At 63.8% G+C, this 25,362-nt stretch carries 23 protein-coding genes and 1 tRNA gene; 9 read left to right on the top strand and 15 right to left on the bottom strand.

Annotated features, from left to right (window positions below):
* Positions 1–6 precede the first annotated feature (6 nt).
* Entirely contained in the window at positions 7–147 is a 141-nt protein-coding gene (locus tag ACCQ05_RS02890; protein ID WP_372392866.1) for a hypothetical protein, read from the bottom strand.
* A 9-nt stretch (positions 148–156) separates the two neighbouring features.
* Between ACCQ05_RS02890 and ACCQ05_RS02885 the strand changes: the two genes are divergently transcribed.
* On the top strand, positions 157–360 hold the full coding sequence (locus ACCQ05_RS02885; protein ID WP_372392865.1) for a hypothetical protein: 204 nt from the start codon (positions 157–159) through the stop codon (positions 358–360).
* 530 nt (positions 361–890) lie between these two features.
* Here ACCQ05_RS02885 and ACCQ05_RS02880 read toward each other — a convergent pair.
* The 3 genes from ACCQ05_RS02880 to ACCQ05_RS02870 form a co-directional block, all read right to left on the bottom strand.
* Complete coding sequence (locus ACCQ05_RS02880; RefSeq protein ID WP_372392864.1) at positions 891–3,374, bottom strand: HrpF/NolX family T3SS translocon protein; 2,484 nt, start codon at positions 3,372–3,374, stop codon at positions 891–893.
* Positions 3,375–3,905: 531 nt separating this feature from the next.
* Positions 3,906–5,264 carry a hypothetical protein gene (locus tag ACCQ05_RS02875; RefSeq protein WP_372392863.1) on the bottom strand — a complete coding sequence of 453 codons (1,359 nt, stop codon included), beginning with the start codon at positions 5,262–5,264 and terminating at the stop codon, positions 3,906–3,908.
* Between the two features lie 504 nt (positions 5,265–5,768).
* Positions 5,769–6,416 (bottom strand): TetR/AcrR family transcriptional regulator, encoded by a 648-nt coding sequence (locus tag ACCQ05_RS02870; RefSeq protein WP_372392862.1) that lies wholly within the window; start codon positions 6,414–6,416, stop codon positions 5,769–5,771.
* Positions 6,417–6,560: 144 nt separating this feature from the next.
* Here ACCQ05_RS02870 and ACCQ05_RS02865 point away from each other — a divergent pair, with 144 nt between their 5' ends.
* The 3 genes from ACCQ05_RS02865 (at position 6,561) to ACCQ05_RS02855 (ending at position 8,862) form a co-directional block, all read left to right on the top strand.
* The gene (locus ACCQ05_RS02865; RefSeq protein ID WP_372392861.1) at positions 6,561–7,052 is read left to right on the top strand and encodes an FAD-dependent oxidoreductase; all 492 of its coding nucleotides are present in this window, start codon (positions 6,561–6,563) and stop codon (positions 7,050–7,052) included.
* Positions 7,018–7,455 carry an FAD-dependent oxidoreductase gene (locus ACCQ05_RS02860; protein ID WP_372392860.1) on the top strand — a complete coding sequence of 146 codons (438 nt, stop codon included), beginning with the start codon at positions 7,018–7,020 and terminating at the stop codon, positions 7,453–7,455. Before ACCQ05_RS02865 ends, ACCQ05_RS02860 begins: the two co-directional genes overlap by 35 nt.
* A 304-nt stretch (positions 7,456–7,759) precedes the next feature.
* A protein-coding gene (locus ACCQ05_RS02855; RefSeq protein WP_372392859.1) for an IS3 family transposase occupies positions 7,760–8,862 on the top strand; the annotation gives its coding sequence in 2 pieces (ribosomal slippage) (positions 7,760–8,018 and positions 8,018–8,862; 1,104 coding nt in all).
* Between the two features lie 123 nt (positions 8,863–8,985).
* Here ACCQ05_RS02855 and ACCQ05_RS02850 read toward each other — a convergent pair.
* The 7 genes from ACCQ05_RS02850 to dtd all read right to left on the bottom strand — a co-directional run bounded on the left by ACCQ05_RS02850 (position 8,986) and on the right by dtd (position 14,463).
* Entirely contained in the window at positions 8,986–9,798 is an 813-nt protein-coding gene (locus tag ACCQ05_RS02850; RefSeq protein WP_372393892.1) for an XVIPCD domain-containing protein, read from the bottom strand.
* Positions 9,799–9,831: 33 nt separating this feature from the next.
* Positions 9,832–10,335: a hypothetical protein gene (locus ACCQ05_RS02845; RefSeq protein ID WP_372392858.1), complete on the bottom strand. Its 504-nt coding sequence runs from the start codon at positions 10,333–10,335 to the stop codon at positions 9,832–9,834.
* Between the two features lie 14 nt (positions 10,336–10,349).
* Complete coding sequence (locus ACCQ05_RS02840) at positions 10,350–10,907, bottom strand: hypothetical protein (protein ID WP_372392857.1); 558 nt, start codon at positions 10,905–10,907, stop codon at positions 10,350–10,352.
* A gap of 416 nt (positions 10,908–11,323) precedes the next feature.
* Positions 11,324–11,399 (bottom strand) — tRNA-Ile (locus tag ACCQ05_RS02835).
* Between the two features lie 138 nt (positions 11,400–11,537).
* Complete coding sequence (locus tag ACCQ05_RS02830) at positions 11,538–11,861, bottom strand: DUF6566 family protein (protein ID WP_228964466.1); 324 nt, start codon at positions 11,859–11,861, stop codon at positions 11,538–11,540.
* A 175-nt stretch (positions 11,862–12,036) separates the two neighbouring features.
* Positions 12,037–13,914: an RNA polymerase sigma factor RpoD gene (gene rpoD, locus ACCQ05_RS02825; RefSeq protein WP_104542252.1), complete on the bottom strand. Its 1,878-nt coding sequence runs from the start codon at positions 13,912–13,914 to the stop codon at positions 12,037–12,039.
* 108 nt (positions 13,915–14,022) lie between these two features.
* Positions 14,023–14,463 carry a D-aminoacyl-tRNA deacylase gene (gene dtd / locus ACCQ05_RS02820; RefSeq protein WP_372392856.1) on the bottom strand — a complete coding sequence of 147 codons (441 nt, stop codon included), beginning with the start codon at positions 14,461–14,463 and terminating at the stop codon, positions 14,023–14,025.
* On the opposite strand from dtd, the gene ACCQ05_RS02815 reads away from it, so the two are divergent.
* Positions 14,462–15,478, top strand: a complete 1,017-nt coding sequence (locus ACCQ05_RS02815) for a lauroyl acyltransferase (RefSeq protein WP_372392855.1) — start codon at positions 14,462–14,464, stop codon at positions 15,476–15,478. The genes dtd and ACCQ05_RS02815 overlap by 2 nt on opposite strands.
* 278 nt (positions 15,479–15,756) lie before the next feature.
* Here the strand turns inward: ACCQ05_RS02815 and ACCQ05_RS02810 are convergent, their stop codons facing one another.
* A complete protein-coding gene (locus tag ACCQ05_RS02810; RefSeq protein ID WP_372392854.1) occupies positions 15,757–16,278 on the bottom strand; it encodes a GNAT family N-acetyltransferase in 522 nt (173 codons plus the stop codon).
* 241 nt (positions 16,279–16,519) lie between these two features.
* On the opposite strand from ACCQ05_RS02810, the gene ribA reads away from it, so the two are divergent.
* The 3 genes from ribA (at position 16,520) to ACCQ05_RS02795 (ending at position 20,030) form a co-directional block, all read left to right on the top strand.
* Positions 16,520–17,653 carry a GTP cyclohydrolase II RibA gene (ribA, locus tag ACCQ05_RS02805; protein ID WP_372392853.1) on the top strand — a complete coding sequence of 378 codons (1,134 nt, stop codon included), beginning with the start codon at positions 16,520–16,522 and terminating at the stop codon, positions 17,651–17,653.
* Positions 17,654–18,054: 401 nt separating this feature from the next.
* Positions 18,055–18,531, top strand: coding sequence for a PH domain-containing protein (locus tag ACCQ05_RS02800; protein WP_104542369.1), 477 nt, complete (start codon positions 18,055–18,057; stop codon positions 18,529–18,531).
* Positions 18,528–20,030, top strand: a complete 1,503-nt coding sequence (locus ACCQ05_RS02795) for a PH domain-containing protein (protein ID WP_372392852.1) — start codon at positions 18,528–18,530, stop codon at positions 20,028–20,030. Before ACCQ05_RS02800 ends, ACCQ05_RS02795 begins: the two co-directional genes overlap by 4 nt.
* Before the next feature lie 89 nt (positions 20,031–20,119).
* On the opposite strand, the gene ACCQ05_RS02790 is transcribed toward ACCQ05_RS02795, so the two are convergent.
* Entirely contained in the window at positions 20,120–21,178 is a 1,059-nt protein-coding gene (locus ACCQ05_RS02790) for a CDP-glycerol glycerophosphotransferase family protein (RefSeq protein WP_228964462.1), read from the bottom strand.
* On the opposite strand from ACCQ05_RS02790, the gene ACCQ05_RS02785 reads away from it, so the two are divergent.
* Positions 21,179–22,003: a glycosyltransferase family 2 protein gene (locus tag ACCQ05_RS02785; protein ID WP_228964461.1), complete on the top strand. Its 825-nt coding sequence runs from the start codon at positions 21,179–21,181 to the stop codon at positions 22,001–22,003.
* Positions 22,004–22,179: 176 nt separating this feature from the next.
* On the opposite strand, the gene ACCQ05_RS02780 is transcribed toward ACCQ05_RS02785, so the two are convergent.
* Positions 22,180–23,457 carry an O-antigen ligase family protein gene (locus ACCQ05_RS02780; RefSeq protein WP_372392851.1) on the bottom strand — a complete coding sequence of 426 codons (1,278 nt, stop codon included), beginning with the start codon at positions 23,455–23,457 and terminating at the stop codon, positions 22,180–22,182.
* 154 nt (positions 23,458–23,611) lie between these two features.
* Positions 23,612–25,333 carry an ArnT family glycosyltransferase gene (locus tag ACCQ05_RS02775; RefSeq protein ID WP_372392850.1) on the bottom strand — a complete coding sequence of 574 codons (1,722 nt, stop codon included), beginning with the start codon at positions 25,331–25,333 and terminating at the stop codon, positions 23,612–23,614.
* Between the last annotated feature and the right edge of the window lie 29 nt (positions 25,334–25,362).

Here is a 25,362-nt window from a genome sequence, read left to right as displayed (position 1 = left end):
AAAAATTCACTGAAATTCTCTGTATTCATTCAAACTTTTACCAGCCATAGACTTGCTGTGCTCCAGCGCATGGCGAAGCTTGAGCTCGCGCGCGCCCTTGATCTGTCTAGCTTCAAAGGTTTCGTTAGTCAGGTACAAAGCGAGCATGGAATAATCGTGGATGCAACGATTGTCGGAGCACCGAGACCGACAAAGAGCGCGAGCAAGGCCTGCCATCCGCAGATCCACCAGATCCGCAAGAGTCAGCAGCGGCACTTCGGCGTGGTTAGCCGGACCGGGCTGGCGGATAGAGGCGCGATGACGACGTCGAACGCGCACGACAAGCAGGTGCCGGATGACCTGCTGCACGGGGACGAGTGACGGGCGAACCGGAATAGCGACTATGCCAACTAGAGGGCCCCGCTTCGGAAATACGCTCTGCATGCGCAGGGACTTCACGAACAAGTAGAGGCGTAAGCGCGACAAGGTCGAGGACGTAGAACGAAACAGGGACCGCACCACATTGAAGATGCGGGCACGAGCGGAGTACATGTTTGTGTCGGTGAGTAGGTTACCGGATCCTGCCAAAGTGCGTTACCGAGGTTTGGAGAAGAGCGCCAACCCAGCCTAGTGGCGCTGGGGTTGGCGAACCTATCTACAGCGCTGTCGAATGGCGGCATCGAGGAAGCTGCTAGCGCTATAATATCGAAAGCGAACGCAAGCGAACCGATACTATTTTGATCAGGCTAAAAACGCAGCGCAACTGTCCCAACGAAATCTTGCACCAGGACATAGCGAATTGATGAGCGTTGCTTTGAAGTTGCAAATTCTCGTTCCGCATTTGCCTAGCAAATCGAGCGATTCTTTTGGTTGCAACTCCATTGCACAAAGTCGTCGCTCGAAAAAGTTCGCTACCTGCGGCGCGCCCTCAAGCTCCTGAGATTTTCCTTCGTATCCGCCTCGAAATTGTCTGCAATGGGCTTGGGAATGCTCATTTTTCCGATCGGCACGCCACCTGCGCTCTCCAGATTCTGGCGGATCTCGCCTTCCTTCTTCTCCTTGTCCAATCGCATCTCTTCGTAATGCAAACCTGCCAACACGGGCACTTTGAGCATCTCAGTCGATCTGCTGATGCCGGTACCTACTAAATAACCTTTGACCGCATCAGTTGGCTTTTGCCGCCCGGCTGTCCCCTTGCCTCCTTTGGCTGCGCCCTCCGCTGTTCCCTTGGCCGTGCCTTCGCCTGCGCCCTTGGCTGCACCCTCGGTCGCCCGCTTGCTCGCTTCCTTGGCTGCACCCTCGCCTGCCCCTTTGCTCGCCCCCTTGGCCGCGCTCTCGCCTGCTGTCTTGGCTGCGCCCTCGGCGACCCCCTTGGCTGCCCCCTTGGCCGCGAGCCTGGCGGTAGGTCCGCCGACAGCGCCAATCGCAGCACCCGCCATGTTGATGCCGGCCAGTTCCCATGCGAGCTTCATGTCGCCGCCTTGCAATGCTGTGTCGAGCACCTGCGCCGCCTGCGCTTCGCTCTCCAGTGCCAGCGCTGCTGCATCGGCAAACTCGCCGATGATGGGGATGCCGTTCAATGCACTCAGTCCGACGGAGGCCCAATCCAGGATCTTGGCGTCCCACTTGAGGAACTCGTGCAATCCCTTGCCGACGGTACCGATATCCTTTTTCTTCTTCTTGATGTCGGGCTGATCGGCCTTGCCCATCAACATGTCGGAAACAGCCTTCTTCTGGTCGGGCGACGTGGCCGCATGCGTCGGCGATTTGTCGACGGTCTTGTTGGCCGCAGTCATATGATCGTAGAACTGCCGAAAGTCCTTCTTGCTGATCTTGCCCGAGTCGACGACATGGCCGCCGCCGAAGAAGCTGTGGGGCTTCTTGTAGCCGGTGATGGAGTTGTTCAACAAGCCGAACAGCAGCGGGTCGCCCAGCAGCTGCTTGGCAGCGTCGCGAACTGCGGGGTCGGCCTTGTCGTCTTTGACGATGGTGTCGAGCTTGTCGCGGGTCACCTCCTTGCCGTCGCCGAAGAACGCGTCCTGGTGGCTGTTGATGGTGTCCAGCGTTTTCAGTTCGGGCGCGGTCAGGTGCATCTGGGATGCGGACGTCTGCAGGAAATCCGGTGTACTCATCGAACCCGAGTCTCCCGCCAGCGCCTTCCACCGATCGGGATGCTCCCTGAAATACTGGGCGGCGGCAATGACCTGCGGCGGGCGTTTTTGGGTCTTGTCGTCGCCTTCGACCAGATGCTTGAACGCGTCCTGGTTCAGGTCCTTCGGCAGATAGTCCGAGTAGCGATAGAACTCACGCATTGCGTCGCTTTCGGTCATGACCGTCGGCTCGGTCTTGTCCGGGCTGTCGGACGCCACGTAGTTCTGCGTGTAGCCCTTGGCCTGCTTGGTGGCGTACTCCGCTACCTGCGCGTGGCCGGCCGAGAACTTGCCGAGATCGCCGGCCTTGATCTTTCCGCCGCATTTGCCATCGCCCTGCGAGCCGATGGCGAAGAACAGCCGCGGGTCTTTTTGCAGGTCCGTCAAGGCCTTCTTCAGATCCGGCGGTGTCGCCGGATCGTTGATCTTCGCATCGAGATCGGCCCATGCGAGCGGCAGCTTGTCCTTGTGGCGATCGAGCGTGGTGACGATCTCCAGTTCGTCCTGGGTGAGCGTGCCGCCATCCCAGGTCACCGATGAACCTTCTGCGGCGGGCGGCGGTGTCGCTCCCTTGATGTTCCTGGGATTGAACTCGGCATTCTTCCCGCCCAGATCGGTCACCTGTTGATGGTGGTCTGCAAAATCCCACAAGTCCTCGGCCTTGATCTTGCCGCCGCATTTGCCATCGCCCTGCGAGCCGATGGCAAAGAACAGGCGCGGGTCTTTCTGCAAGCCTTGCAGCGCGCTCTTCAGATCGGCAGGCGTGGACGGGTCGTTGATCCTGTCGTCGAGTTTTGCGAACTCGAGCGGCATCTTGTCCTTGTGCTGATTGAGTGTCGAAACGATCTGAAGCTCCGATGCGGTGAGCGCGCCGCCGTCCCAGGTCACCGATGAACCATCCACCGCCGGCGGCAGCCTGGATCCCTTGATGTCCTTGGCATCGAATGGTGTCGATAACGACGGCCAGGAGGTACGTTTCTCGATCGGCTGGCTCGCTTGCAGATCATCGTCTGAATACGTGGCCGGCCCCAAAACGCCTCCGCTGGGACACGTGCTCGGCGCGTTGCCGTAGGCGGCTGCCATCAAACGATAGATCTGCTCCAGGAACAGGGTATCTATCGCGAGCAACAGATCGGATTGGTTCATCGACGAATCGCATTCGGTCGACTCTGCGGACGATGAGTCATCCAGTGAAAGGAGAGACAGAGCCGTGGTGCTTCCAGTCGAAAGCGTGTTGAGCGACATGTATGCGGCCTCGCAGTGGCAAAGCAGGACAAAGCGTCTGTATATGAGTAGATGCTCATACGGCCGTACGGGCATGTCTCGTGCGGCGAACACAAATGTTGCCACCGCCGAAATCGGCCGGGTGCGCCTATGAACTATTTTGGCGATAAAAACGCAGAAAGCAGAGTGTGCGTGCGACGTCGTTTGTCGGACATCAGTACAGAAACAGCATGACCAACGCTAGTCGAGAATGTGATGGCGCACCACAGCGTGCTGCGTTTCCCGGCAGCGTTGTGAACTATCGGAGCGAGGTCAGGGATGTGTTCGGCGCTCGTTGCTCGGAGCGGCGTCGCCACGCTGCTCCGTCAATGCACAGCACCCCAGCGTTGATGTCCCGAAGCTCCACGATGGGGCCACGTTCGTCATTAGCTGCCTGTTCGCGAATCCGTGACCGGGAGATTCTGATCCGCAACGCCTGCGTGCGTGACACAAGACTTGCCCGCCATCTCTTGCGGAGCAGCAGCCTTACGGCACGGCCTGTCCATCCGCGAGTCATGCATATTCGCGTTCGCGGCCCAGGTAGCTGTTCTCAGGGGTCAGGAGTTGCTGTACATCTGCCCGGCCCCAGTCGTGCGGCTCGATGATCCGGCCGGCATTTCGCAGCTCCATGAGATGTCGCCGCACGCCATGGTAGCGCTGGACTGCGGCGGCGATCTCTGCATCGTCGAGTTTATCTTCCAGCAGTGAGCGAATATCCTCTTCGGTGAGGGAAAGGACGGCTCGCTCCATCTCGGTGTCCACTACCGGCGGCAGCGCGGTGCCATGAAACGCCCTTCGTTGCGGATCTTCCAGGTCCGGCTGTGCCGCGTCGGGGGCGGTCAGCTCCTTGCCAAAGCAGTTGTCGTTATCGATGCCCGTGACCTTGGCACGACCATCGGACTCGACATGGATGAAATAGTTCTTATCGTGGCGATCAGCCTCACCCGTCAAATGATCGAGCAGCTGTAGTTTCATCACTTCAGCGCAGACCTTCGCCTGGGCCAGCGTGGAAGCATCGATCTCTTCGGCAGGTTTTCCCGGCGCGCGCTCCATGATCAGGCCCAGCTCGGGGTTGAAGGGGTCTTGACCCAGGTTGATCGGTGCCACATGCGTATCAACGATCACGTCAAACCCAAGCTTCCTTGCATAGGCCACCGTTGCGAGATTGCGCATCGCCGTTTGCGGATCTTCCCTGGAAATACCTGTCAACCTGGCAACCACGCTCCAGTGCTCCGGATCAGGTGGTTCGGGGTCGAGCGGTTTGAACACCGCGTTCATCGCCGCGCCATCGGTCTTGCGGACCTGGACCTCGTACACGCTGTTGGACCGGCCGGCTCCCAACTCTCTCGGCGCCTGTTCCTGCGCGCTGGTGAAAGCGGGCATGGTGTCGTCGGTCATTTTGAGATTCAGCCGCGTGTACAGGCGATCGATCGACAAGCCATTCAATACTTCATCAAGCATTTCCCGGTCGCTGGCCAGCACACCTTTGCCTAGAATGCCCTCGTCAAGCGCCTCGGCCATTTTGCCGACCGCAGCCCAGGGATCGATCTGACCGGCACGAGCGATGGCCATCAAATCGCTGCGCACCAGCGCCTCGAACGCAGCCCTTCGCTTGCCTTGCATCGGCTGGGGAACGCCTTTGCAGATCGCCTGCCATCGATCAGCCGCGGTGATCGGTTGCATCCTGGCCGCCCGCGCGGTGAGCCGATTCATTGTCTTTCCTCCGTCGGGCAACGCAAGGTCCACGAGTTGTTTCAGCGCCTCACGCCGAGCCTGCCTGAGCAGTCGCGCCTCCTGATTTCGCTCCTGTTCCAACAACGCGCCCAGCGTCTGGCGAGGAACCAGCGGTTGCTGCGGCACCGCGGGCGGCATGAATGGGCGGCTATCGGATGAGTGGAAGTGAATCTCGCCCCGTTGAGTGGGCGGAAGGCTATCCACCGTGCACGGCGCTGGCCGATGACGTGGGGCAACTGGTTGGCTGCGCGACGCGCTGCTCGCTGCGGAGCGCCGCATTGCTGTGCCCGTAGGCCGTCTAGGCGCTCGCCCCAGTGCCGGCGGTTCGCTCGGGACCACTGACGTCGTTGGAGCCGGAGTACACTGCACGTTGCCATGATCCGCACCGGAATGGTGCTTTGGAATACTCCCAAGCAGTTTTCGCAGCACGATGAATCTCTCTCTGTCATCGAGATGGCGCAGTGGTCGAGTATGCCGACACCTGACATCGGAACTGCCGACCGTAGCGAAAGGCAGAGCGAGGATGCGAAATCACCGGCAGGAAGGCGATGCAACGAGGCGCGCATTACCTGTTGCGGCGTGTCGCTGGTACGCCCGGGAAGAGTGAAACGGATTGATACCATCCCGCTGCAGAGCACCACACTATCCAGCCGCGTGGCTCCTGCCACCATGGGCAGCGATGAACATTCCGACAGCCGACCGGCAGTAGGACTCGATTTCATGGCTGTCTTCTGCTTTCCGCGCATCGAAGCGCGCGATGATCAGCAGGTCGGCTCCTTTGAAAAGCGCCGCAAACAAGCGTGCGGACCCGTGAGGATCGGGCACATCCAGCAGTGCCCGCTCATGCAGCTGACGTAGCAACGCCTCGATGTGGGCAATGACATAGGCGGGGCCGCCTTCGTAATGGAGCCTGCTCAAGGATTGCTGGTTCGTCTTGTCGGCCATGACCATGGCTTCGACGCTGCGGACATCCGGGCTCAACAGGGTGCGAAGCAGCGATGATCCAACGGCCATCAGTTGATCTTCAGCCGACCCGTCGAGGCTTTCAGAAAACATCTGCGGGGCGAATTGATGGCAGCGGTCCGCAATGGTCGCGCTGAACAGTGCCTCCTTGCTCTCGAAGTGCCGGTAGATGCTGAGCTTGGAGATCTTCGCCCGCTGGGCGACCTTGTCCAGTGTGGTCGCCTGGAAGCCCAGTTCCACAAAAAGCGCATAAGCAGCGTCGATGATCGTTTGACCAAGCGCCGCATTGGTTGGCCGGCCGCGCCGGCTTTGGCTGTTCTGGGTCACTCGGATTTTAGTCCTTTACAGTATCCTAATTCTGTATTTAGGGTACTTACGAGTACTAAAAAGCGCAAGCCGCGGGCTCAACAGGTCCTTGCTGCGGCGCCTCGCCACGCACGTGTCTCTCTCCTTCAACTCGGTACCTATCCTATGTATGACGTCATCATCATCGGCGGCAGCTTTGCAGGTCTTGCCGCCGCCCTGAAGCTCTGCCGTGCCCGCCGCAAGGTGACTGTCCTGGACACCGGTCGGCCGCGTAACCGCTTTGCCGGGCATTCGCACGGCGTGCTCGGCCACGATCACAAGCCACCGCTGCACATCCTGGCCGAGGCGCGGCAGCAGCTTGCGCGCTACCCAACGATCAGGCTGATCAATGCACGGGCCGAGCGGGTGTCGGGCGTTATCGACGAGTTCTGCGTGGTCACCGACGATCGCGAACGCCTGAAGGCGCGTCGCCTGATCCTGAGCTATGGCGTCGTCGACCAATTGCCAGCGGTGCCGGGCTATGCCGAAAACTGGGGGGACATCCATCGTGCCCTGCCCTTACTGCGATGGTTTCGAAGTCGCCTCGCAACATTGGGGCCTGGTCTGGTCCGGCCCGCAGTCGATGAACCAGGTCAGGCTGTTCCACGATTGGACTGACAGGCTGACGGTCCTTGCCGATGGCCATGCCATTGCACCCGAGCTGCGGGCTGATCTGGCAAACCGCAACGTGCCTGTGGCCGATGGTCGGATGACCGGGATTGCCCGTCACGGGGACCACGGTGCCACCATCAGCATCAATGACGGCTCCGACGTTGCGGTCGATATCTTGTTTGCGCATCCGCGCACCACGCCATCGGCAAGCCTGCATGAATCGCTGGGCCTGGCCACGGTCAACACGCCAACCGGCATCGCCCTCAAGGTCGACGAGCGCCGCGAAACCAACATGCCCGGCATCTACGCCGCAGGCGACCTCGCCAATCCCGGAATGCCCTCGGTCACCACTGCATCATGGCAAGGCGCAACGGCGGCGATCTCCGCCCAGCAATCGATGCTCGTTTAAGCGACATCGACAAACTTCGAGCACATCACGACACGCAGTGCCGGAGATTCTCCAAATGAGCTCGGCAAAGGAGTAGATGCCTACGCCGAATGATCCTTGCAGTTGTAGCGGGATGCCCATGCGGTGGAGCCTAACGAAAATGTGGGAAGCCTGGGGAGGTGAGAGGCTGATAGTCAGCTGATCTTTTCTCACAGACCGCGACTGCAGGAAGCCGATCTTGACGAGTGTGACAAATCCGACGCCCCCCCGATTTTGAGTAGCACACCAGTTTGGAATCCAATTCCCTACCCGAAGGAGATTGGACGTGAAGAAACGTTTTACTGACGAGCAGATCATCGGCTTTCTGCGCGAGGCCGAGGCCGGCGTGGCGATCAAGGATCTGTGCCGGCGACATGGCTTCAGCGAGGCCTCGTACAAACTGTGGCGCAGCAAGTTCGGCGGGATGAGCGTGCCCGACGCCAAGCGGCTCAAGGACCTGGAGGCCGAGAACGCGCGGCTGAAGAAGCTGCTGGCCGAGCAAGTGTTCGAGAACGACCTGATCAAGGATGCGCTGCGAAAAAAATAGTCGGCGCACCGGCACGTCGTGCGCTGGTGCGCGAGTGGATGGGACGTGGCGCCAGCGAGCGCCGGGCCTTGGCCGTGATCGGCATGAGCGCCAGTGCGCTGCGCTACTGCCCACGCGAGGATCACAACGTCGAACTTCGCGAGCGCATCCTGGCATTGGCGCATCGCCATCGCCGCTATGGCGTAGGGATGATCTATCTCAAACTCCGGCAGGAAGGCCGCATCGTGAACTACAAGCGTGTGGAGCGGCTGTACCGCGAGCAGCAGCTGCAAGTGCGGTGCCGCAAACGCAAGAAGGTGCCAATCGGCGAGCGTCAGCCGCTGCTGCGACCAGAGCAGGCCAACCAGGTGTGGTCGATGGACTTCATGTTCGACCGCACCGCCGAGGGCCGGGCGATCAAGTGCCTGGTGATCGTGGACGATGCGACACACGAAGCGCTCGCCATCGAGGTGGAACGCGCGATCTCCGGCCACGGCGTGGTGCGGGTGCTGGAGCGACTGGCACACAGTCGCGGCCTGCCGAAGGTGATCCGCACCGACAACGGCAAGGAGTTTTGCGGCCAGGCCATGGTGGCCTGGGCGCATGCTCGTGGCGTGCAGCTTCGGCTCATCCAGCCCGGCAAGCCGAACCAGAACGCCTACGTGGAATCGTTCAACGGCCGGCTACGCGATGAATGCCTCAACGAGCACTGGTTCCCCACACTGCTGCATGCACGTACCGATATCGAGCGCTGGCGACGCGAATACAACGAGGAGCGCCCCAAGAAGGCAATCGGCGGCATGACGCCCTCAGCGTATGCCCAACGGCTGGCCAACACCGATATCATCAACCCCGGACTCTAGACCCGCCTGCTACTCAGGATGGGAGACGTCGGGTCGAGTGCAAGCCCAAAGACGGTGACAATGCACCTGTAGGGCCATCTGAAGGCGCGTAGGACGCCGGTAGAAGCAACGGCTTCAACAGCCTCATACCATTTGAGGAGGCTGAGGCCCACCGAGCTGCTGATCCTGTTGCTGGGCTTGTTTCTGGGCTTGTTGCTGCCGCTGCGTTTCATTCAGCGCCTGCAATTGTGCGAGGGACTGATCTACCGGCTGTGCAATAGCGTCGCTCGTTTTCATATATGCCCTCATATGAGCAGGATTATCTAATGCTCCTTCGACAACGAATACATTCTCGCCCTGCCCCACGGAAGCTGTTTGATTGCTCAACACAATATGATCGATCCGGGACAGTCCGTTTTCCTTGGCTAGACACGCACTACTAGCGGCTAGCCGAGCGCTATTGTCGTCATAGTCTCGGCCAAGACCATGTTCAAGGCGGCGCACCGCATCTTCGGCTTGACGATGTAGCGGGTCTTGTGACGGCGCGGCGCCCTGAATATTTCGATACGTTGGCTCTGCATCGTGATCGTCTCTATATACCTCAGGCGGAAAGGTGCGCGGAGCAATCTGCTGCAACGTAGCAGGATCAATGTCACCCGTCTTAGAAAGGCCATGAGCTTCCTGGTAGTTGATCACTGCTGCCTGCATCGACAGGCGATAGACACCATCTTCCTGAAGAGGTTGGTTGTCCGCACCTCGGTAGCCCTCGGCATTCAACGTTTTTTGCACTCGACGAACCATATCTGAAGATTCGCCGATGCGGATTGTTCCATCATCCACGAATGGTCTAGGTTCAATGCCCCGATTCCGCCTGTCTGCGTCGATCGATAGGCGGCCGCTGACTAAATCGCCGACATAGTTCTCGTAGTGCCGGTAGTAGCGACTGTCCACTTCCATATGCACGTGAATTGCTTCTGTGGCCTGCTTGCCCTATACGCCCAATGCCTGACCGTATTCCACCTGATCGCCAGCTTTTACATGGAGTGGCGACATATGTCGGACGCGGAGGATGACATCACCGCCTTCCCGATCCAGTACATCAACCAGCCCCCTCGACGTGTTGACCGTACCAACAACGCCAGCAACCGGCGAAGGGACATCGAGCGATCTTGAAGACGGCCCCGAGGGTAACCTGGAGTCCTCAAGCATGAAATCCTTCTTCAGCAAGACCTGATCAGGACGAAGACCATAGTCCTTACCTGCCTTGGCGACCTCAATCTCCTGGATTTCACCGCCAATCATACCGAGTGTACGACCCGCTTGACCGCCAACGACTTTGCCGTTGACCAAATGAGCATCACTGTTGCTTTTGGGGTGGTGCGTAACAAGCTCATCGAAACTCCCGACAGCCTCGTTGTGCGAGCCTTTGTCCACATCCCACTCAAGTTGAATGACGCGATAGGGGACCTGCTGTTTAACATCCTGCGTTGCCATATCCGAACTCCTTGTTAGTCCCTAAGGTTAACCGCACGCGTCAGGTACCAACAGCCCTGACGCCTCTCGAATATGTAAGTATCTACTTCATACTCCATACCGAAACTTACCCTACGGCCTTCACCCGCCGTCAGCTCTATGGAGACTGGAGAGCCGACCTTGCTCTTTGGCTCAGGCTTGCTTCGTCCTGCAGCCATTTGATCGAATACTTCTGCATCCTTGAAGTATCTGTAAGAGAACAATTCAAGGCGGGAAGGACCGGTTTGCTTTGAGATATGCGTAATCGGTGATGACTCAGTTTCTTCCTCAACCGTATGGGTCGGGACCTCGTACTCCAACGGGTCGTCAGTGAAACGGCGACGTACGTCGTCATTGGCAACATCAGCGTATCGCTGAAGAAACGTGCTGAAATCCGTAGAGGGACAAGCGACCGAAGCACGCTCACTTCGCTGATCCCGATATTCGTGCTGTGACGCAACTGGCTGTGCGGGCGATGTGCACCCTGTAATAGAAACGCAAAGCAGTCCGGCAAAGACGACGCACGGATTGAGGCGATAGGTGCCCATGCTCATCACTTTTCCTTGGCCTCTGGCTGTTGGCGGCGCATGCCGCCCATATGGTCCGCCATATGTCCCTCCGAAATGTTTGCTAGAGATTTCCGCGAGGGTATCTGACTCCGAAACGTCGCGCGATTCCCCCCTCTGGGGGGCCTCTCGACCACTACAACACACAATCGGCATCCTTCGCAGCTTCGCACGTCACCTAGTGCGGCACAGACTGCGCTATGTCACTGATTCCGCTGCCAACTACCTAGATTCCCTATCCACGCGCCAGCCCCACGCGCACGGATTGTGGACCTATGGCGCACACCCGGTGCTCTCAAGCGCTCCGCATGTGTTCGCGTCTCTCTTTCCCAAACCTCAGGGTAAGGTTCACTTCTGGAAGCTGCTCTTCCTCAAGCGTGCACAACATCCGTCATGGATGCACGTGGTGGGCCCACCAGGATTCGAACCTGGAACCAAAGGATTATGAGTCCTCTGCTCTAACCGTTGAGCTATAGGCCCTGCTGCACAGCGCTCGCTGCTGCCGCATCTATGCGATCGGGCCCACAGGAGTGGGGCAAGTTTACCTGTCTGTCCGCGAGCTTGTCTGCTGCATGTCAGGTTGGGTGCAACAGGTCAGGCAGGTGGGTAGGTCCGTTCTCAAGCAACGGCATTCTGTTGCTGCCTGTCGATGAGTTGACGGCCTGCACGGAAGCCCTGCGCGATGGCCTCCTGGTAGGTCTCCCAACTCTGGTCCTGGTTGCTGATGCGCGGTAGCCGCATGCTGCCGTTGTCGGCGTAGACATCGACCCAGAGCGTCCACCCGGCCGTGGGCAAGGCCTGTGCGGCATGCACGCGGATCTCGTGAGCGCGGTACGTGGTGGTCTCGAAGCGGCTTTGCCTGGTCATCGGACGATCCCGTTTCCATGCGCGTACCAACGTAGAAGATCCGGCTGGAACGTCAGGTGAGAGCGAAGGAAACATTCGCTTAATCGTGCGTTGCGGTGCGGTTTCATCGCCACAACGTGAAGCTGCGTCACCGCGCCTGCGCTATGCCCATCAGCACACGCGGCAAGCCTCGCTCCACCAAGCCCCACAACGCAACAGCCCCGCATGTGCGGGGCTGTTGTGTGATCGAGTGACCGCTACGACTGACGGATCAGTCGATATCCAGGAACGAGCGCAGCTGCTCCGAACGGCTGGGGTGACGCAGTTTGCGCAACGCCTTGGCCTCTATCTGGCGAATGCGCTCGCGGGTGACGTCGAACTGCTTGCCCACTTCTTCCAGGGTGTGATCGGTGTTCATGTCGATGCCGAAACGCATCCGCAGCACCTTGGCTTCGCGCGGGGTCAGGCCGGCCAACACATCACGCACCGTCTCGGAAAGATTGATGTTGGTGGTGTTGTCGATCGGGGACTCCACATTGGTGTCCTCGATGAAGTCGCCCAGATGCGAATCCTCGTCGTCGCCGATCGGGGTTTCCATCGAGATCGGCTCCTTGGCGATCTTCATCACCTTGCGGATCTTGTCTTCCGGCATGTCCATTTCCTTGGCCAGTTCTTCCGGCGTAGCCTCGCGGCCGAACTGCTGGAGCATCTGGCGGGAAATGCGGTTCAACTTGTTGATCGTCTCGATCATGTGCACCGGAATACGGATGGTGCGCGCCTGGTCGGCGATCGAACGGGTAATGGCCTGGCGGATCCACCACGTTGCATACGTGGAGAACTTGTAACCGCGACGGTATTCGAACTTGTCCACGGCCTTCATCAGGCCGATGTTGCCTTCCTGGATCAGGTCCAGGAACTGCAGGCCGCGGTTGGTGTACTTCTTGGCGATGGAGATCACCAGGCGCAGGTTGGCCTCGACCATTTCCTTCTTGGCCTTGCGCGCCTTGGCTTCGCCATAGGCCATCGCACGGCTGATTTCCTTGATCTCGGCCAGGGTCAGGTAATTGGCCTTCTCCATCTCGATCGAGCCTTGCTGCTCGGAGACGATCTGGTCCTTGACGTCGCGCAGCGCCGACGACCACTTCTGCTTGCGCTTGAGCGCGTCTTCCACCCATTCCAGGTTGGTCTGGTTGCCTTCCCAGGAGCGAATGAAGTCCTTGCGCGGCATGCGCGCCACGGTGGTGGCCAAGTGCAGCACCTTGCGCTCGTGATCCTTGATGCCGTTGACCACGCCACGCAGCTGGGTGACCAGCGCGTCGGTCAGGGGCAACGGCAGCTTGAAGGTGGTGAAAATCGCCGCCACGTCTTCGCGCGCCTTGACCACCAGCTTGTGCTCGGCGCCGTTCTTGGCATAGGCCTTCTTGAACTTGGCGTATTCGTTGGCCAGGTTCTCCATGCGCGTGGCCACTTCCACCGGGTCCGGACCGGTCGGGCCGGCTTCTTCCTCGGCGGCGTCGTCATCGCCATCTTCGTCGTCGTCTTCGTCCACCGCTTCATCGTCGGACACGGCGACCGGGCCGGCGGCAGCCAGCGCAGCGGCAGCGGCGTCGGCCTCTTCGATCAGATCGTTGAAGCCGACCACGATCTCGGCCAGACGCTTCTTGCCTTCCTTGTGCGCTTCGTAATCGGCCAGCAGCATTTCGGTGGACAACGGGAACACACCCAGCGCGGCCTGGACCTGGCTCAGGCCTTCTTCGATGCGCTTGGCGATGGCGATTTCGCCTTCGCGGGTCAGCAGCTCCACCGTACCCATTTCGCGCATGTACATGCGCACCGGGTCGGTGGTGCGGCCACCTTCGGTATCGAGCGCGGTCAGCGCGGCGGCGGCTTCTTCGGCGGCAGTGTCGTCAACCTCGCGGTTGCCGGTGTTGCCGTCGTTGAGCAACAGGGTTTCGGCATCGGGTGCAACTTCATGGACATCGATGCCCATGCCGTTGATCATGCTGATGATGTCTTCGATCTGCTCCGGATCGACAAGGTCGTCGGGCAGATGGTCATTGACTTCGGCGTAGGTCAGATAGCCCTGTTCCAGGCCCTTGCTGATCAGTAGCTTGATGTCGGATTGCTGGGCAGGACGTTCGTTGGCCATGAGTGCTCGCGCCACCGGCTTTGAGATTGGAAAGAGGACCTAGCATTATACCAGCGTGAAGCCCGGTCTGCCGGAATCAAGACCGGACCGCTGGTGGACGTGCTGTATCTAGGGTCTGAGAAGGAAGGTCACCGGGCCGTCGTTGACCAGGTCGACAACCATATGGGCACCGAAGCGCCCGGTTTCCACCCCGGCGCGGTGTTTTTCGCGGCAGATCGCCACCAATTGATTGAACGCACGTTCAGCCTGCTCGGGCGGCGCGGCGGTGCTGAAGCCCGGCCGGTTGCCGGAACTGGTGTCCGCGGCCAGGGTGAACTGGCTGACCAGCAGCAGTCCGCCACCGGTATCGGTGAGTGAGCGGTTCATCTTGCCGGCGTCGTCGCCGAATACCCGGTAGCTGAGCAGGCGCTCGGCCAGGCGCCGGATCTGCGCATCGCTGTCGTCGGGCTCCACGCCGACCAGGGCCAGCAGGCCGGGACCGATCTGCCCGACGACCTGGTCATCGACCGTGACGCTGGCGCGGGTGACACGCTGGATCAGTGCAAGCATGAGCATTTTCGGGCAGCAAACTGTGCCGCGCAGCATGCCTAGCACTGCCCGCGCTGTCATCCACGGATCGTCGCCGGCTACGCTGTTTAGAATGGCGCCGATGAAATCCGACGTTCGCGCACGCCTGCTCTACGCCACCGCCGCCATGATGGGCCGCCTGCCATGGCCGCTGCTCAAACGCATGGCCGATGCGCTGGCCTGGAGCTGGCGCAAGCTCAATGCCCGCGAGGCGCGCGTGGCACGCCGCAATCTGGAACTGGCCTATCCGGAGCTGAGCGATGCCCAACGCGCGCAGCTGCATGCACGGATCCTGCGCTCGACCGCACGCCAGACCCTGGAAGTGCTGCGCACCTGGACCCGCCCGCCGGCGGAAAACCTGGCGCGCCTGCAACGCAACGGCCAGGAGCTCTACGACGCCGCGCTGGCGTCCGGGCGCGGGGTGATCGTGGCGGCGCCGCATTTCGGCAACTGGGAATTACTCAATCAGTGGCTGTCCGAGCGCGGGCCGATCGCGATCGTCTATCGGCCGCCAGAGTCCGAGGCAGTGGACGGTTTCCTGCAATTGGCGCGCGGCGGCGACAACGTGCGCCAGGTGCGTGCCGAAGGCCCGGCAGTGCGGCAGTTGTTCAAGGTGCTCAAAGACGGCGGTGCGGTCGGCATCCTGCCCGACCAGCAGCCCAAGATGGGCGATGGCGTGTTCGCGCCGTTCTTCGGCAGGCAGGCGCTGACCATGACCCTGGTCAACCGGCTGGCCGAGCGCACCGGCGCCACCGTGTTGTACGGCTGGTGCGAGCGTGCCGGCGAGGATCTGCAATTCGCACTGCATGTGCAGCCGGCCGACCCGGCGGTGGCCGACCCCGACCCGGTGCGCGCGGCCAGCGCACTCAATGCCGGCATCGAACGGATCGCCCGGCGCGATCCGGCGCAGTACCAGTGGACCTACAAGCGCTACACGTTGCGCCCGCCGGGCAGCGGCGAGGCCAACCCGTACGCCACCGAGCGGCACCCGCACTAGGCAAGGAGCCAGGCCCCGCGTGGCCTGGCCGGCATGCGCGGCATGCGCGCACCAGGTTGCCGTGCACGGCCTGGGCCTTCCGCGCCGAGGCGCAATCAGCGGGCCGGTGATCGCACCGTTGCACCACAGATGCAAGACGGCCGCCAAAACTGCCATGCGCTGCCGTTGGGGCCGGCGGCTGTCGCGCCATTCCACCTTTCCTGCGCAGACCGCGATACCGCTCCTGGCCTTCTTTCACACCGCCCTGGCAGCGCGGGCGGTCCGCGGCCGCACCACGCTCAGTCGTCGTGCGGCTCGGCAGGCGTGGCCAGGATGCGTTGATAGAATGCCAGGTCCAGCCAGCGCCCGAACTTGAAGCCGGCCTCGCGCACGGTGCCAGCATGGGTGAAGCCGAACTGCTCGTGCAAGGCGATGCTGGCCTGGTTGCTGGCATCGATCCCGCCGACCAGCACATGCACGCCGCGCTCCTCGGCAGCGGCGATCAGGGCCTGCAGCAGGGTGCGGCCCAGGCCTTTGCCGCGATGGTCGCGGTGCACGTAGATCGAATGCTCGACGCTGTACTTGAACGCCGGCCAGGTGCGAAAGGTGCCGTAGCTGGCAAAGCCCATCAGCGTGCCATCGGCATCTTCCACGCCGATCACCGGAAATCCGCCGGCGCGCTTGGTGGCGAACCAGCCGACCATGCTTTCCGGCGGCCGCGGCCGGTAGTCGTACAGCGCAGTCGAATGGGCGATCGCCTCGTTGAAGATGTCCAGGATCGCACTGGCATGACGCGCTTGGCTGCAGTCGATGAGACGCATGGGGTCTGCTGAACGGAAAGATCAGCCGATTAGAAAGCATTGCCGGGCGCTGAACAACGCGGCCGGTGCGCAACCAATTACTGCCAGTGCTGTCACTCATCCGCGGCCGCTGGATGCAGCGTTCCACCCGACGGTGGCAACCGTCGGTTGCGAAGCACGCGACAATGGCGTCACGCGTCCGGCAACGGCGCGGCGGCGTTCGCCTTGAAGCGGCCGTGGCCATCCCCATCTGGAGTCGTGCATGAGCAGCCTCGTTCCCTCCCCCAGCGCACAGGCCTTCGGCGATCCGGCGGCAATCCGCTGCGAGCGCGCCGCCTCCGAGTTGCGTGCTGGCCGGCCGGTGCTGCTGACGGCTGCGGGCGGGCAGTCGCGTGCGGTGCTGGCGCTGGACAGCAGCACCGCGCAGTCGTACACCGCCTTCGCGCGTGCGGCGCAGGGTCGCCACTATCTGTTCGTCACGCCCACGCGCGCGCAGGTGCTGGGGCTGACCGCGCCGCAGGGCGCACGCGTCGCGCTGGCCGACTACAGCTACGACCAGCTGGCCGCGCTGGCCTATCTGCGCGACACCCCGGTCCCGGCGCAGTGGGCCGCGGGCGACGCAACGGATGCTGGCGGCGTGGAGATCGCGCGGCTGGGACTGCTGCTGCCGGCACTGCTGGCGGTGGACCTGCGCGATGTACACGACCATGCCGCCTTCGCCGGCTGCCAGTCGCTGGCGCTGGACGACCTGGGCAGCGGCTGCGCCAAGGCGGCCGCAGCCGGCTACGAGCTGGTCACCCGTACCCCGGTGCCGCTGCGCGGCCTGGGCATGAGCGAATTCGTGGTGTTCCGCGGCGGCGTGGCGCAGCGCGACCAGGTGGCGATCGTGGTCGGCCAGCCCGACCTGTCGGCGGCGGTGCCGGTGCGTGTGCATTCCTCGTGCCTGACCGGCGACCTGTTCGGCTCGCTCAAGTGCGATTGCGGCGACCAGTTGCGGCATGGGCTGGCCAAGCTGAAGGAGCTGGGCGGCGGCGTGCTGCTGTATCTGGACCAGGAGGGCCGCGGCACCGGTATCGCCGCCAAGATGCGCGCCTATGGGTATCAACACGCCGGCCTGGACACCATCGATGCCGATGCGCAGCTGGGCTTCGGGCCGGACGAGCGCCGCTACGGCGGCGCGGTGGCGATGTTGCGCGGCCTGGGCATCGGCCGGATCCGCCTGCTGACCAACAATCCGGCCAAGGCCGAGCGCCTGCGCGCCGCCGGCATCGTGGTGGAAGACCGCATTCCGGTCACCGGCGACATCACCGCGGAAAACGAACAGTATCTGCGCACCAAGGCCAGCCGTGCCGGCCATGCGCTGGATGTGGATGCGCTGATCCTGGCGGCGCAGTAGCCAGCCGACCAGGCCGTTTCGCGGCCGTGGAAGGCCCCTGCGTGTCGCGTCGACAAGGGGGCCCACGCACCGGCGGCGCGTGCCTGGTGACCAGGCCTACCCTGCATCGCCCCGCCTTCGCCGGCTCCCCATTGGGGCCTGCCAAAAACGTGCGAATGTCGTAGCGCACGCACCTGCGCTGCCATCGCCATTGCTTTCGCGCCCGGCGCCTGCCTGCCCCCCCCCCGATCACCCGCTCTCATCGGCCCCCTACGCCCGGCCATGCGAGGCAGCAGCGGGTGCGTGTCGACCGGGCGCCCGGCTATGCTTGCGAACCGCTTCTGCAGGCCTGCACCGTGCACGACGCCCCACCGCCGCACCCCGACATCCTGGTCACCGCTGCAGCTGCGCAGACGCCTGCGGTGGACCATGCGCAGTGGCAGCAGCTCCCTCGCCGCGGCGCCTACGTGGCGGCGATCAATGGCGCGCTCGGCGGTGGCTGCGCCGGTCTGATTGCCGCAGGGGTGACCGTCACCGTGCTGCACGCCTGGCGCTATTGGCCGGTGGTGCTGGGGCTGACGCTGCTGCTCGCGCTGCTGTGCGCGTGGATGGCGGTCAAACGGCATCGGCTCACGCTGTGGAAACTCGACCAGCACGGTCTGGCACTGCAACGCGGCCACCTGTGGCAGAGCGATACGCGGGTGCCGATCTCGCGCGTGCAGCACGTGGACCTGCGCCGCGGGCCGATCGAACGCGCCACCGGCCTGACCACGCTGGTAGTGCATACCGCCGGCAGCCGGCTCAATGCGGTGGCGGTGTCCGGGCTGGATCGGACCGATGCCGAGCAGCTGCGCGACCGGCTCGCGCGCCAGCTCGACCACCACGACGACGCGCTATGAGCGCGATCGAGCAGCCCGGCCACGACGAGCAGCGCCTGCATCCGCTGTCGTGGGTGTTCGTGCTGCTGCAGCAGATCCGCCAGTTCCTGGTCCCGCTGGTCGCCTTGATCGTGTTCGGCAGCCGCGATGGCAGCCGCGACGTTGCCGACCACATCGCCACCGGCGTGGTGATGGCGGTACTGGTGGCGATCTCGGTGCTGCGCTACTTCACCTATCGCTACCGCATCGGCAGCGATGGCGTGGCGATCCGCAGCGGCCTGCTGGAACGCAGCCGGCGCGATATTCCGTTCGCCCGTATCCATAACGTGGTGGTGCATCAATCGCTGCTGCATCGGCTGGCGGGCGTGGCCGAAGTGCGGCTGGAATCGGCCGGCGGGCACAAGCCGGAGGCGGAAATGCGCGTGCTGCGGCTGGACCAGGCGCTGGCGCTGGAGGACCTGATCCGGCGCCGCGTGCAGCCTGCAGATGCCGCGCCGGCACCGGCCGACGACGGCAACACCTTGCTGCGCCTGCCGATGGGCGAAGTGATCCGGCTCGGCCTGATCTCCAACCGCGGCATGGTGGTGGTGGCCGCCAGCTTTGGCGTGATCTACCAGATGATTCCGCGCCGCGTGGCCTCCAGCTTCATCGAGACCAATGGCGAGATCGCGTACCGCTACGTCAGCCAGATCCATCCCGGCGCCGCAGTGACCGCCACGCTGGCGGTACTGGCCACCGTGGCGGTGCTGGTGGCGATGCGTGCGCTCTCGGTGGCGCTGGCGCTGGTGCAGTATCACCGCTTCCATCTCAGCGAATCGGAGCGCCGCCTCACCGTGGAGCGCGGCCTGCTGACGCGCATCCGCAGCAGCGTGGCGTTGCGGCGCATCCAGTCGTGGACGGTGTACGAAAGCCGCCTGCACCGTCTGTTCGGCCGTCGCCAGTTGCACGTGGACACCGCCGTGGCCGGCACCGGCGACACCCACGGCAGCGCACTGAAGGAGCTGGCGCCGATCGCCGAACCGCAGCGCTGCGACGCCCTGCTGCAACGCCTGCTGCCGGGTATCGCCTGGCCGCCGCCGCAATGGCAGGGCATTGCCACGCGGTGCTGGTGGCGCCTGAGCCTGCCGACGGTCGTGCTGTTGCTGCCGCTGGTGGCCGGGCTGGCGTGGCAGTTCGGAACTCAAGCCGCGTGGCTGCTGCTCTGGCTGCCGTGGAGCGCGTTCAAGGCGCATCGGCAGGTACAACGCATGGGTTACGCCGTGGACGCGCGCTACGTGGCCGTACGCGGTGGCTGGTGGAGGCGCTGGTGGCGGCTGGCCGAACTGGACAAGCTGCAGGCACTGCAGCTACAACGCTCGCCGCTGGATCGGCTGACCGGCACCGCCACGCTGTGGCTGGACACCGCAGGTGCCAGCGCCACCGGCCCGGCCTTGCGGCTGCGCTTCGTGCCGCTGGCGCAGGCGCAGGTGCTGCAGGCGCAGCTCGGCGCTGCGCTGGCACGTCGCAAGCTGCGTTGGTGATCGGGAATCGGGAATCGGGAATCGGGATTGGGGATTGGGGATTGGGGATTGGGGAGTGTGCGGACGTAGCTGTTGGCAGCGCTATCTCCTCAATGCTGCGCCGGACCCCAGTAGCCAAGTTCGCGCCGGATCTGTAGCCCTCGCCACAGCGCGCCCAGCGGTTTGCGCCGTAGCGGACCGAGCCTGCCGGCGATGAAGTCCTCGGTGGCGGCGATCACCCGCTCCGACGAATGCCCGTCGCGATACGGGTGGATCGCATCGGCATAGGCGGCCAGTGCGCTGCGCAACTCGGCATCCGGCGCCAGCGCGCGCGCCAGCTGTTGCGGCAGCTGCTCGGGCTGCTCGAAGTCGAGCATATGCGGCTGCGGCACGCGGTTGCGGAAGGTCACCACCGGTTTGTGCTGCACCACGAACTCGGACACGATCGACGAGGTGTCCGACACCAGCACGTCGGCCGCACGCTGCGCGGCCATCACCTGTTCCGGTTCGACGAAGTGCGCATTGGCACCGGCCAGCGCGCGATAACGCTCGAACAATTCCGGCGCGCACTTGGGGTGCAGCGTGAGCAGCCAGTAATGCGTGCCGCGCGCGATGTCGGCGGCAATCTCGTCAAAGAGCACCGGTGCTGCGCTCAACCGTTCGGTGAAGGTGGAACCGAACAGGAGCACCGGGCGTCCGTTGGCTGGCGCGCGCAGTGCGGCACTGTGCCCCCCATCGTCGCGGAACACCGGGTCGAGCTTGGGCCAGCCGGTTTCGGCCACCGCAAAATGCCCTTCGCGCGCGGCCAGCGCACGGAACGGCGCGGTGGTGGCCGGGCCTTGCGTGCAATACAGATCGAACAGCCCACGCACGCGGAAATGGCCGCGGTTGTCTTCGCGCTTTTGCACGTTGAATCCGTGGAACAGCTGCACCTTGGCGCCTGACACGAACGGCGCCACCCAGTTGGCCGCGCTGAATACCGCACGCGGACGCAAGGCCAGCGCCTCGCGCAGGCCGACTTCGCGCACGCCCGGCAGCACCAGGCCGCGCGCGCCGCCTTCGTACCAGGCGGCCACCGCATCGCCGCGGGCCTGTAATGCCTGGGCCAATGGCGCCAGAATAGGCAAGGCGTAACGTTCCGTTGCGAACAGCAGGTAATCGGCCATCACATGTCCTCTTCGACCGCACCCGACCAACGGCCGCGCATCAGCGCCTGCATTATCGCGTTCAACGAGGCCGATCGCCTACGCGACTGCCTGACCTCGCTGGCATTCTGCGACGAGATCGTGGTGGTGGACTCCGGCTCCACCGACGCCACCGCGGCCATCGCCGGTGCGCATGGCGCGCGCGTGCTGCAACGCGCCTTCGACGGTTACCGCAGCCAGAAGGCGTATTGCGTGGCGCAGGCCAGCCACGACTGGGTGCTGTGCCTGGATGCGGACGAACGCATCGGCGACGTCCTGCGCGATGCCATCCTCGCTGCACGCGATGCCGGTTTTGCCGGTGCGGCCGGCTACCGGTTCGCGCGGCTGTCGGACTATTTCGGTCGCTTCCTGCGCCACGGCAATGCGTACCCGGACCGCGTACTGCGCCTGTTCGACCGGCGCCGTGGCGGCTGGCGCGGCAAGCGCGAGATCCACGAGGCCGCCAGCGTCGATGGTACGGTGATCACCCTGGCCGGCGATCTGATCCACTACCCCTACCGCTCGCTGGCACAGCAACTGGCCAAGACCCAGCGCTATGCGCAGATGATGGCCGAACACGATCACGCACGCGGCAAGCGCGCCACCTGGAGCAAGCTGGTGCTGGCGCCGGCCTGGCGCTTCTGGCGCGGCTATCTGCTGCGTGGCGGGTTTCGCGATGGCTGGCACGGGCTGATCTACGCCTACGTGCGCGCCAACTACGTGCGCCAGAAGACCATCATGCTGTGGCTGTTGCAGCATCACCAGCCGGTGCAGGACCCACCGCGCGCACCGGATCGACCAAGCGACTGAGCGCAACCGATACGCCGGCGATGCAACCGCCGATCAGCGATGGACGATGTTCGCAAGCGTGGCCGTCGTGGTGTCTCGACGGGGCATGCACAGGCGCGAAGACGGCCACCCGCGCGTACGCACCAGATCCGTTTGTCCTGCGCTGCTCCCACGCACCAGCAACCCGATAGCGCCTGCTACGGGTTGCTGGCCGCCCCCGGCGTCGCCTGCTGCGCCTGCCGCGCCGCCAGCCCCACCAGCACGCCCACTATCGCGGTATAGAAACTGGCTGCCACCTGGTGCGCGAACATCGACTGGGTCAGCCCGCACAGGACATAGCTGATCACGAACATCACCCCGGCTGCGGCCGGACCGCGAAACTGCGCTTGCCCGCTGCGCCGGTGCAGGCGCACGAAGATCCATAGCGGCACACCGTACACGGCAATCAGCAGGAACAGCCCGGGAACGCCCTGGGTGGCGCCCCACTCGGCCAGATCGTTGTGCGCGTGGCCCAGGTGACAGCGCAGCAACCAGGTATCACCCGCGCACACCGGCAGTTCATGCATCGCATCGTCGAAACGGCCCACGCCCACGCCGGTCAGTGGATGCGCCTGCAAGGTGTCCCAGGCCACCTGTAGCCGCTCGATGCGGGCACCGGCAGACGAATCGCTGTCGCCCACCTCATAGCGTTTCAGATCGCTCTGCAGTTCGCCCAGGCGCATCTGGTCGGTCAACGCGGGTACGCTGGCAATCACGCCCAACGCCAGCACCGCGCCGCCGACGAAGGTCAGCAGGCGCAGGCGCGCGCTATGCCAGGGTGCGCCCCAGACCAGCACGCCCAGGGTAGCCAGCAGGGCCAGCCAGACGCCGCGGCTGCCGCTGAGCACGATCACCACGATCGCCGCGATCGTCGCGCCCACCAGCCAGCGCACCGCGCCCACCGGCCGGCAGAACGCCACCACCACCAGCAGCATCAGCGCGATATCGGCGAACACGATCGCATTGGTCCAGCCCTCCGCGCGGTCGGCACCGTTCATCACCTGCAGCATCGCGATCAACATCGCCGCAAACACGCCGACCAGCGCGCCCCGCCATAACCAGACCTGGCGTGGCTGCAGCGCGTAGGCCCACAACGCCGCCCACGGCAGCACCAGAAAGCGCGAGCGGTTGTCCACGTCGCGCAGGCCGTGCTCGAACAGGGCGATCGACAGCAGCGACATGGCGATCACCGCCACCGTCAGCCAGCCCAGCGTGCGCAGCGACCAGCTGCGCTGCGCGATGCCGGCGCGCAGGCTGCGCCAGCCGATCAGCGAACCAAGCAGCAGGCACAGGCCGAACGGCAGCAGCCCGCTGGGCATGCTCACCACCAGCGCCGTCAGCGAGAACACCCCCAGTTCGGCAATGCTCACGCCTGCCCGCGATGCCACCGGGGCGGAGTGAGGAAGCGAAGCGGGCTGGGTGCGCAGGGAATTCATCGAGACATCAGTCAAGGGTGGACAAACGAACGGGTCGGGACTCAAACGCCGGCCAAGCTAACGATGCCGGGCATGAATCCTTGTTAGACGAGGGGCACTGCATGCATTGGTGGCAGGCGCCGGTGACCGGCGGCGGCGGCGGCGGGCCACTGACTCATTCGACATCCAGATTGCCCTGCTCCTTTTCCTCCACCGCCTTCTCGGTGGAACTGGCCACGCAGTCGCCCCGGACGGCATCGGCCGGCACCAGCCACCAGCGCCGCCGGTTGGCCACGCCCACCAACTGGCTGCGGCTGCGATCCACGCAGCCCAGCAACGCCGTCTCCTGCGCCATCAGCCAACGCTGCTGTGGCTGCGCGGCCTGCCAGGCCACGCCACGGCGCAGTTGCTCTTCCCATGGCACCTTGAAGCCGAAGGTCTGCGCGGGCCGGTCGGCCATCAGCAGGTTCTGCTCCTTCCAGGCCACCAGGCCGAGCTGGGCATCCGGGCCGATGCGGCGCCCGGCCTCGCGCATCACCGCGCCGGCCGAGCTGGAATCGTTGAAGATCGGATAGCAGATCAGTCCGAACGCCACCCACCACGCGCCCAGCAGCCAGGCCACGGCGAGCGGCGAGCGCCGCACCCGCAGCCACAACAGGCTGGCCACCCCCCAGCTGCCCACCGCCAGCAGCACCCAGCCGAGCGGGTCGGTCGCCTCGCTGCCAACCCCGCGGCTGTCCATGATCTTCTGCTCGAAGCCCGGATGCCCGATCAGCATCGCCGCCCCGCCGGCCACGAAGGCCACGGTCAGCAGCAGCACGAAGCCGAACAGCAGCCGCTGCACACCGGCCCGGCGCAGCAGACCTGCGGCCAGCGGCGCCAAGGCCAGGCAGAACATCGGCAACGCCGGCAGGATGTAGACATCGCGCTTGCCGCTGGGAATGGTGAAGAACACCAGCACCAGCAGCCACCAGGCCAGCGGCAGCAGGTAGCGCGCATCGCGCCGTCGCAGCCGCCGGCGCCACGCCGGAATCGCCCACGGCAGCAGCAGGATGGTCGGCAACCACATCGTCGCCATGCTCTGCAGGTGGTACCACACCGGCTGCGCGTGATCCCACGAGCTGGCGTAGCGCTTGGCGGTCTGGCGCAGCAGGATGTCGTTGAGGTAGACGCGGTATTCGGGCTGGCCGGCGGTCAGCGCCGTCACCATCATCGGCACGAACCACAGCGCGATGGCGACGAAAAACAGCAGCGGCCCCAGCCAGAACCGGCGGTCGCGCACATGCACGCGCACACCCGGCCAGCCGCGCGCCGCGGCAATGCCGGCCGGGATCAGCATCAACAAGGCGATGATGCCCACGCCCTTGGTGATCACCCCCAGCCCGGCGGCGAACCAGCCCAGCGTCCACCAGCGCCAGGCCGGGCCCAGCAACAGATGCCGCAGCAGCCCGTAGTTGGCCAGGGTGATCCAGAACACCACCAGCGGGTCGATCTGCGCCTTCTTGGCCTGGAAGGTGAAGTGCAGCGTGAACAGCAGCATCCACGCCGCGTAGGCGCCGACGCGCCGGGTCCACAGCCGCCGTCCCAGGTCGTAGACGCAGGCCAGCGTCCCCAGTGCCGCCAGCAGCGACGGCAGCAGGAACGCCACCCGCCAGTTGCCCAACACCGTGTAGAACAGCGCCTGCAGCCACATCAGCATCGGCGGCTTGTCCGAATACAGCTCGTTGCCGCGATGCGGGAACAACCAGTCGCCACTGAGCACCATCTGCTTGGCGACCAGCGCAAAACGCGGCTCGTCCGATGGCCACGGGTCGCGCAATCCCAGCCCGGCACCGATCACCAGTACCGCGGTGATGGCCAGCAACCAGACATCGGTGGAAGCGCGGGGCTTGAGCATGGTGGGCGGCACGGGACGCAGGAGTGGGA

Source organism: Xanthomonas sp. NCPPB 3582, from assembly GCF_041475735.2.
In the GTDB taxonomy this organism is placed as follows: Bacteria; Pseudomonadota; Gammaproteobacteria; order Xanthomonadales; family Xanthomonadaceae; genus Xanthomonas; species Xanthomonas codiaei.
Note: the sequence above shows the minus strand (reverse complement) of the source record. Positions and strands in the feature narration are given on the sequence as shown.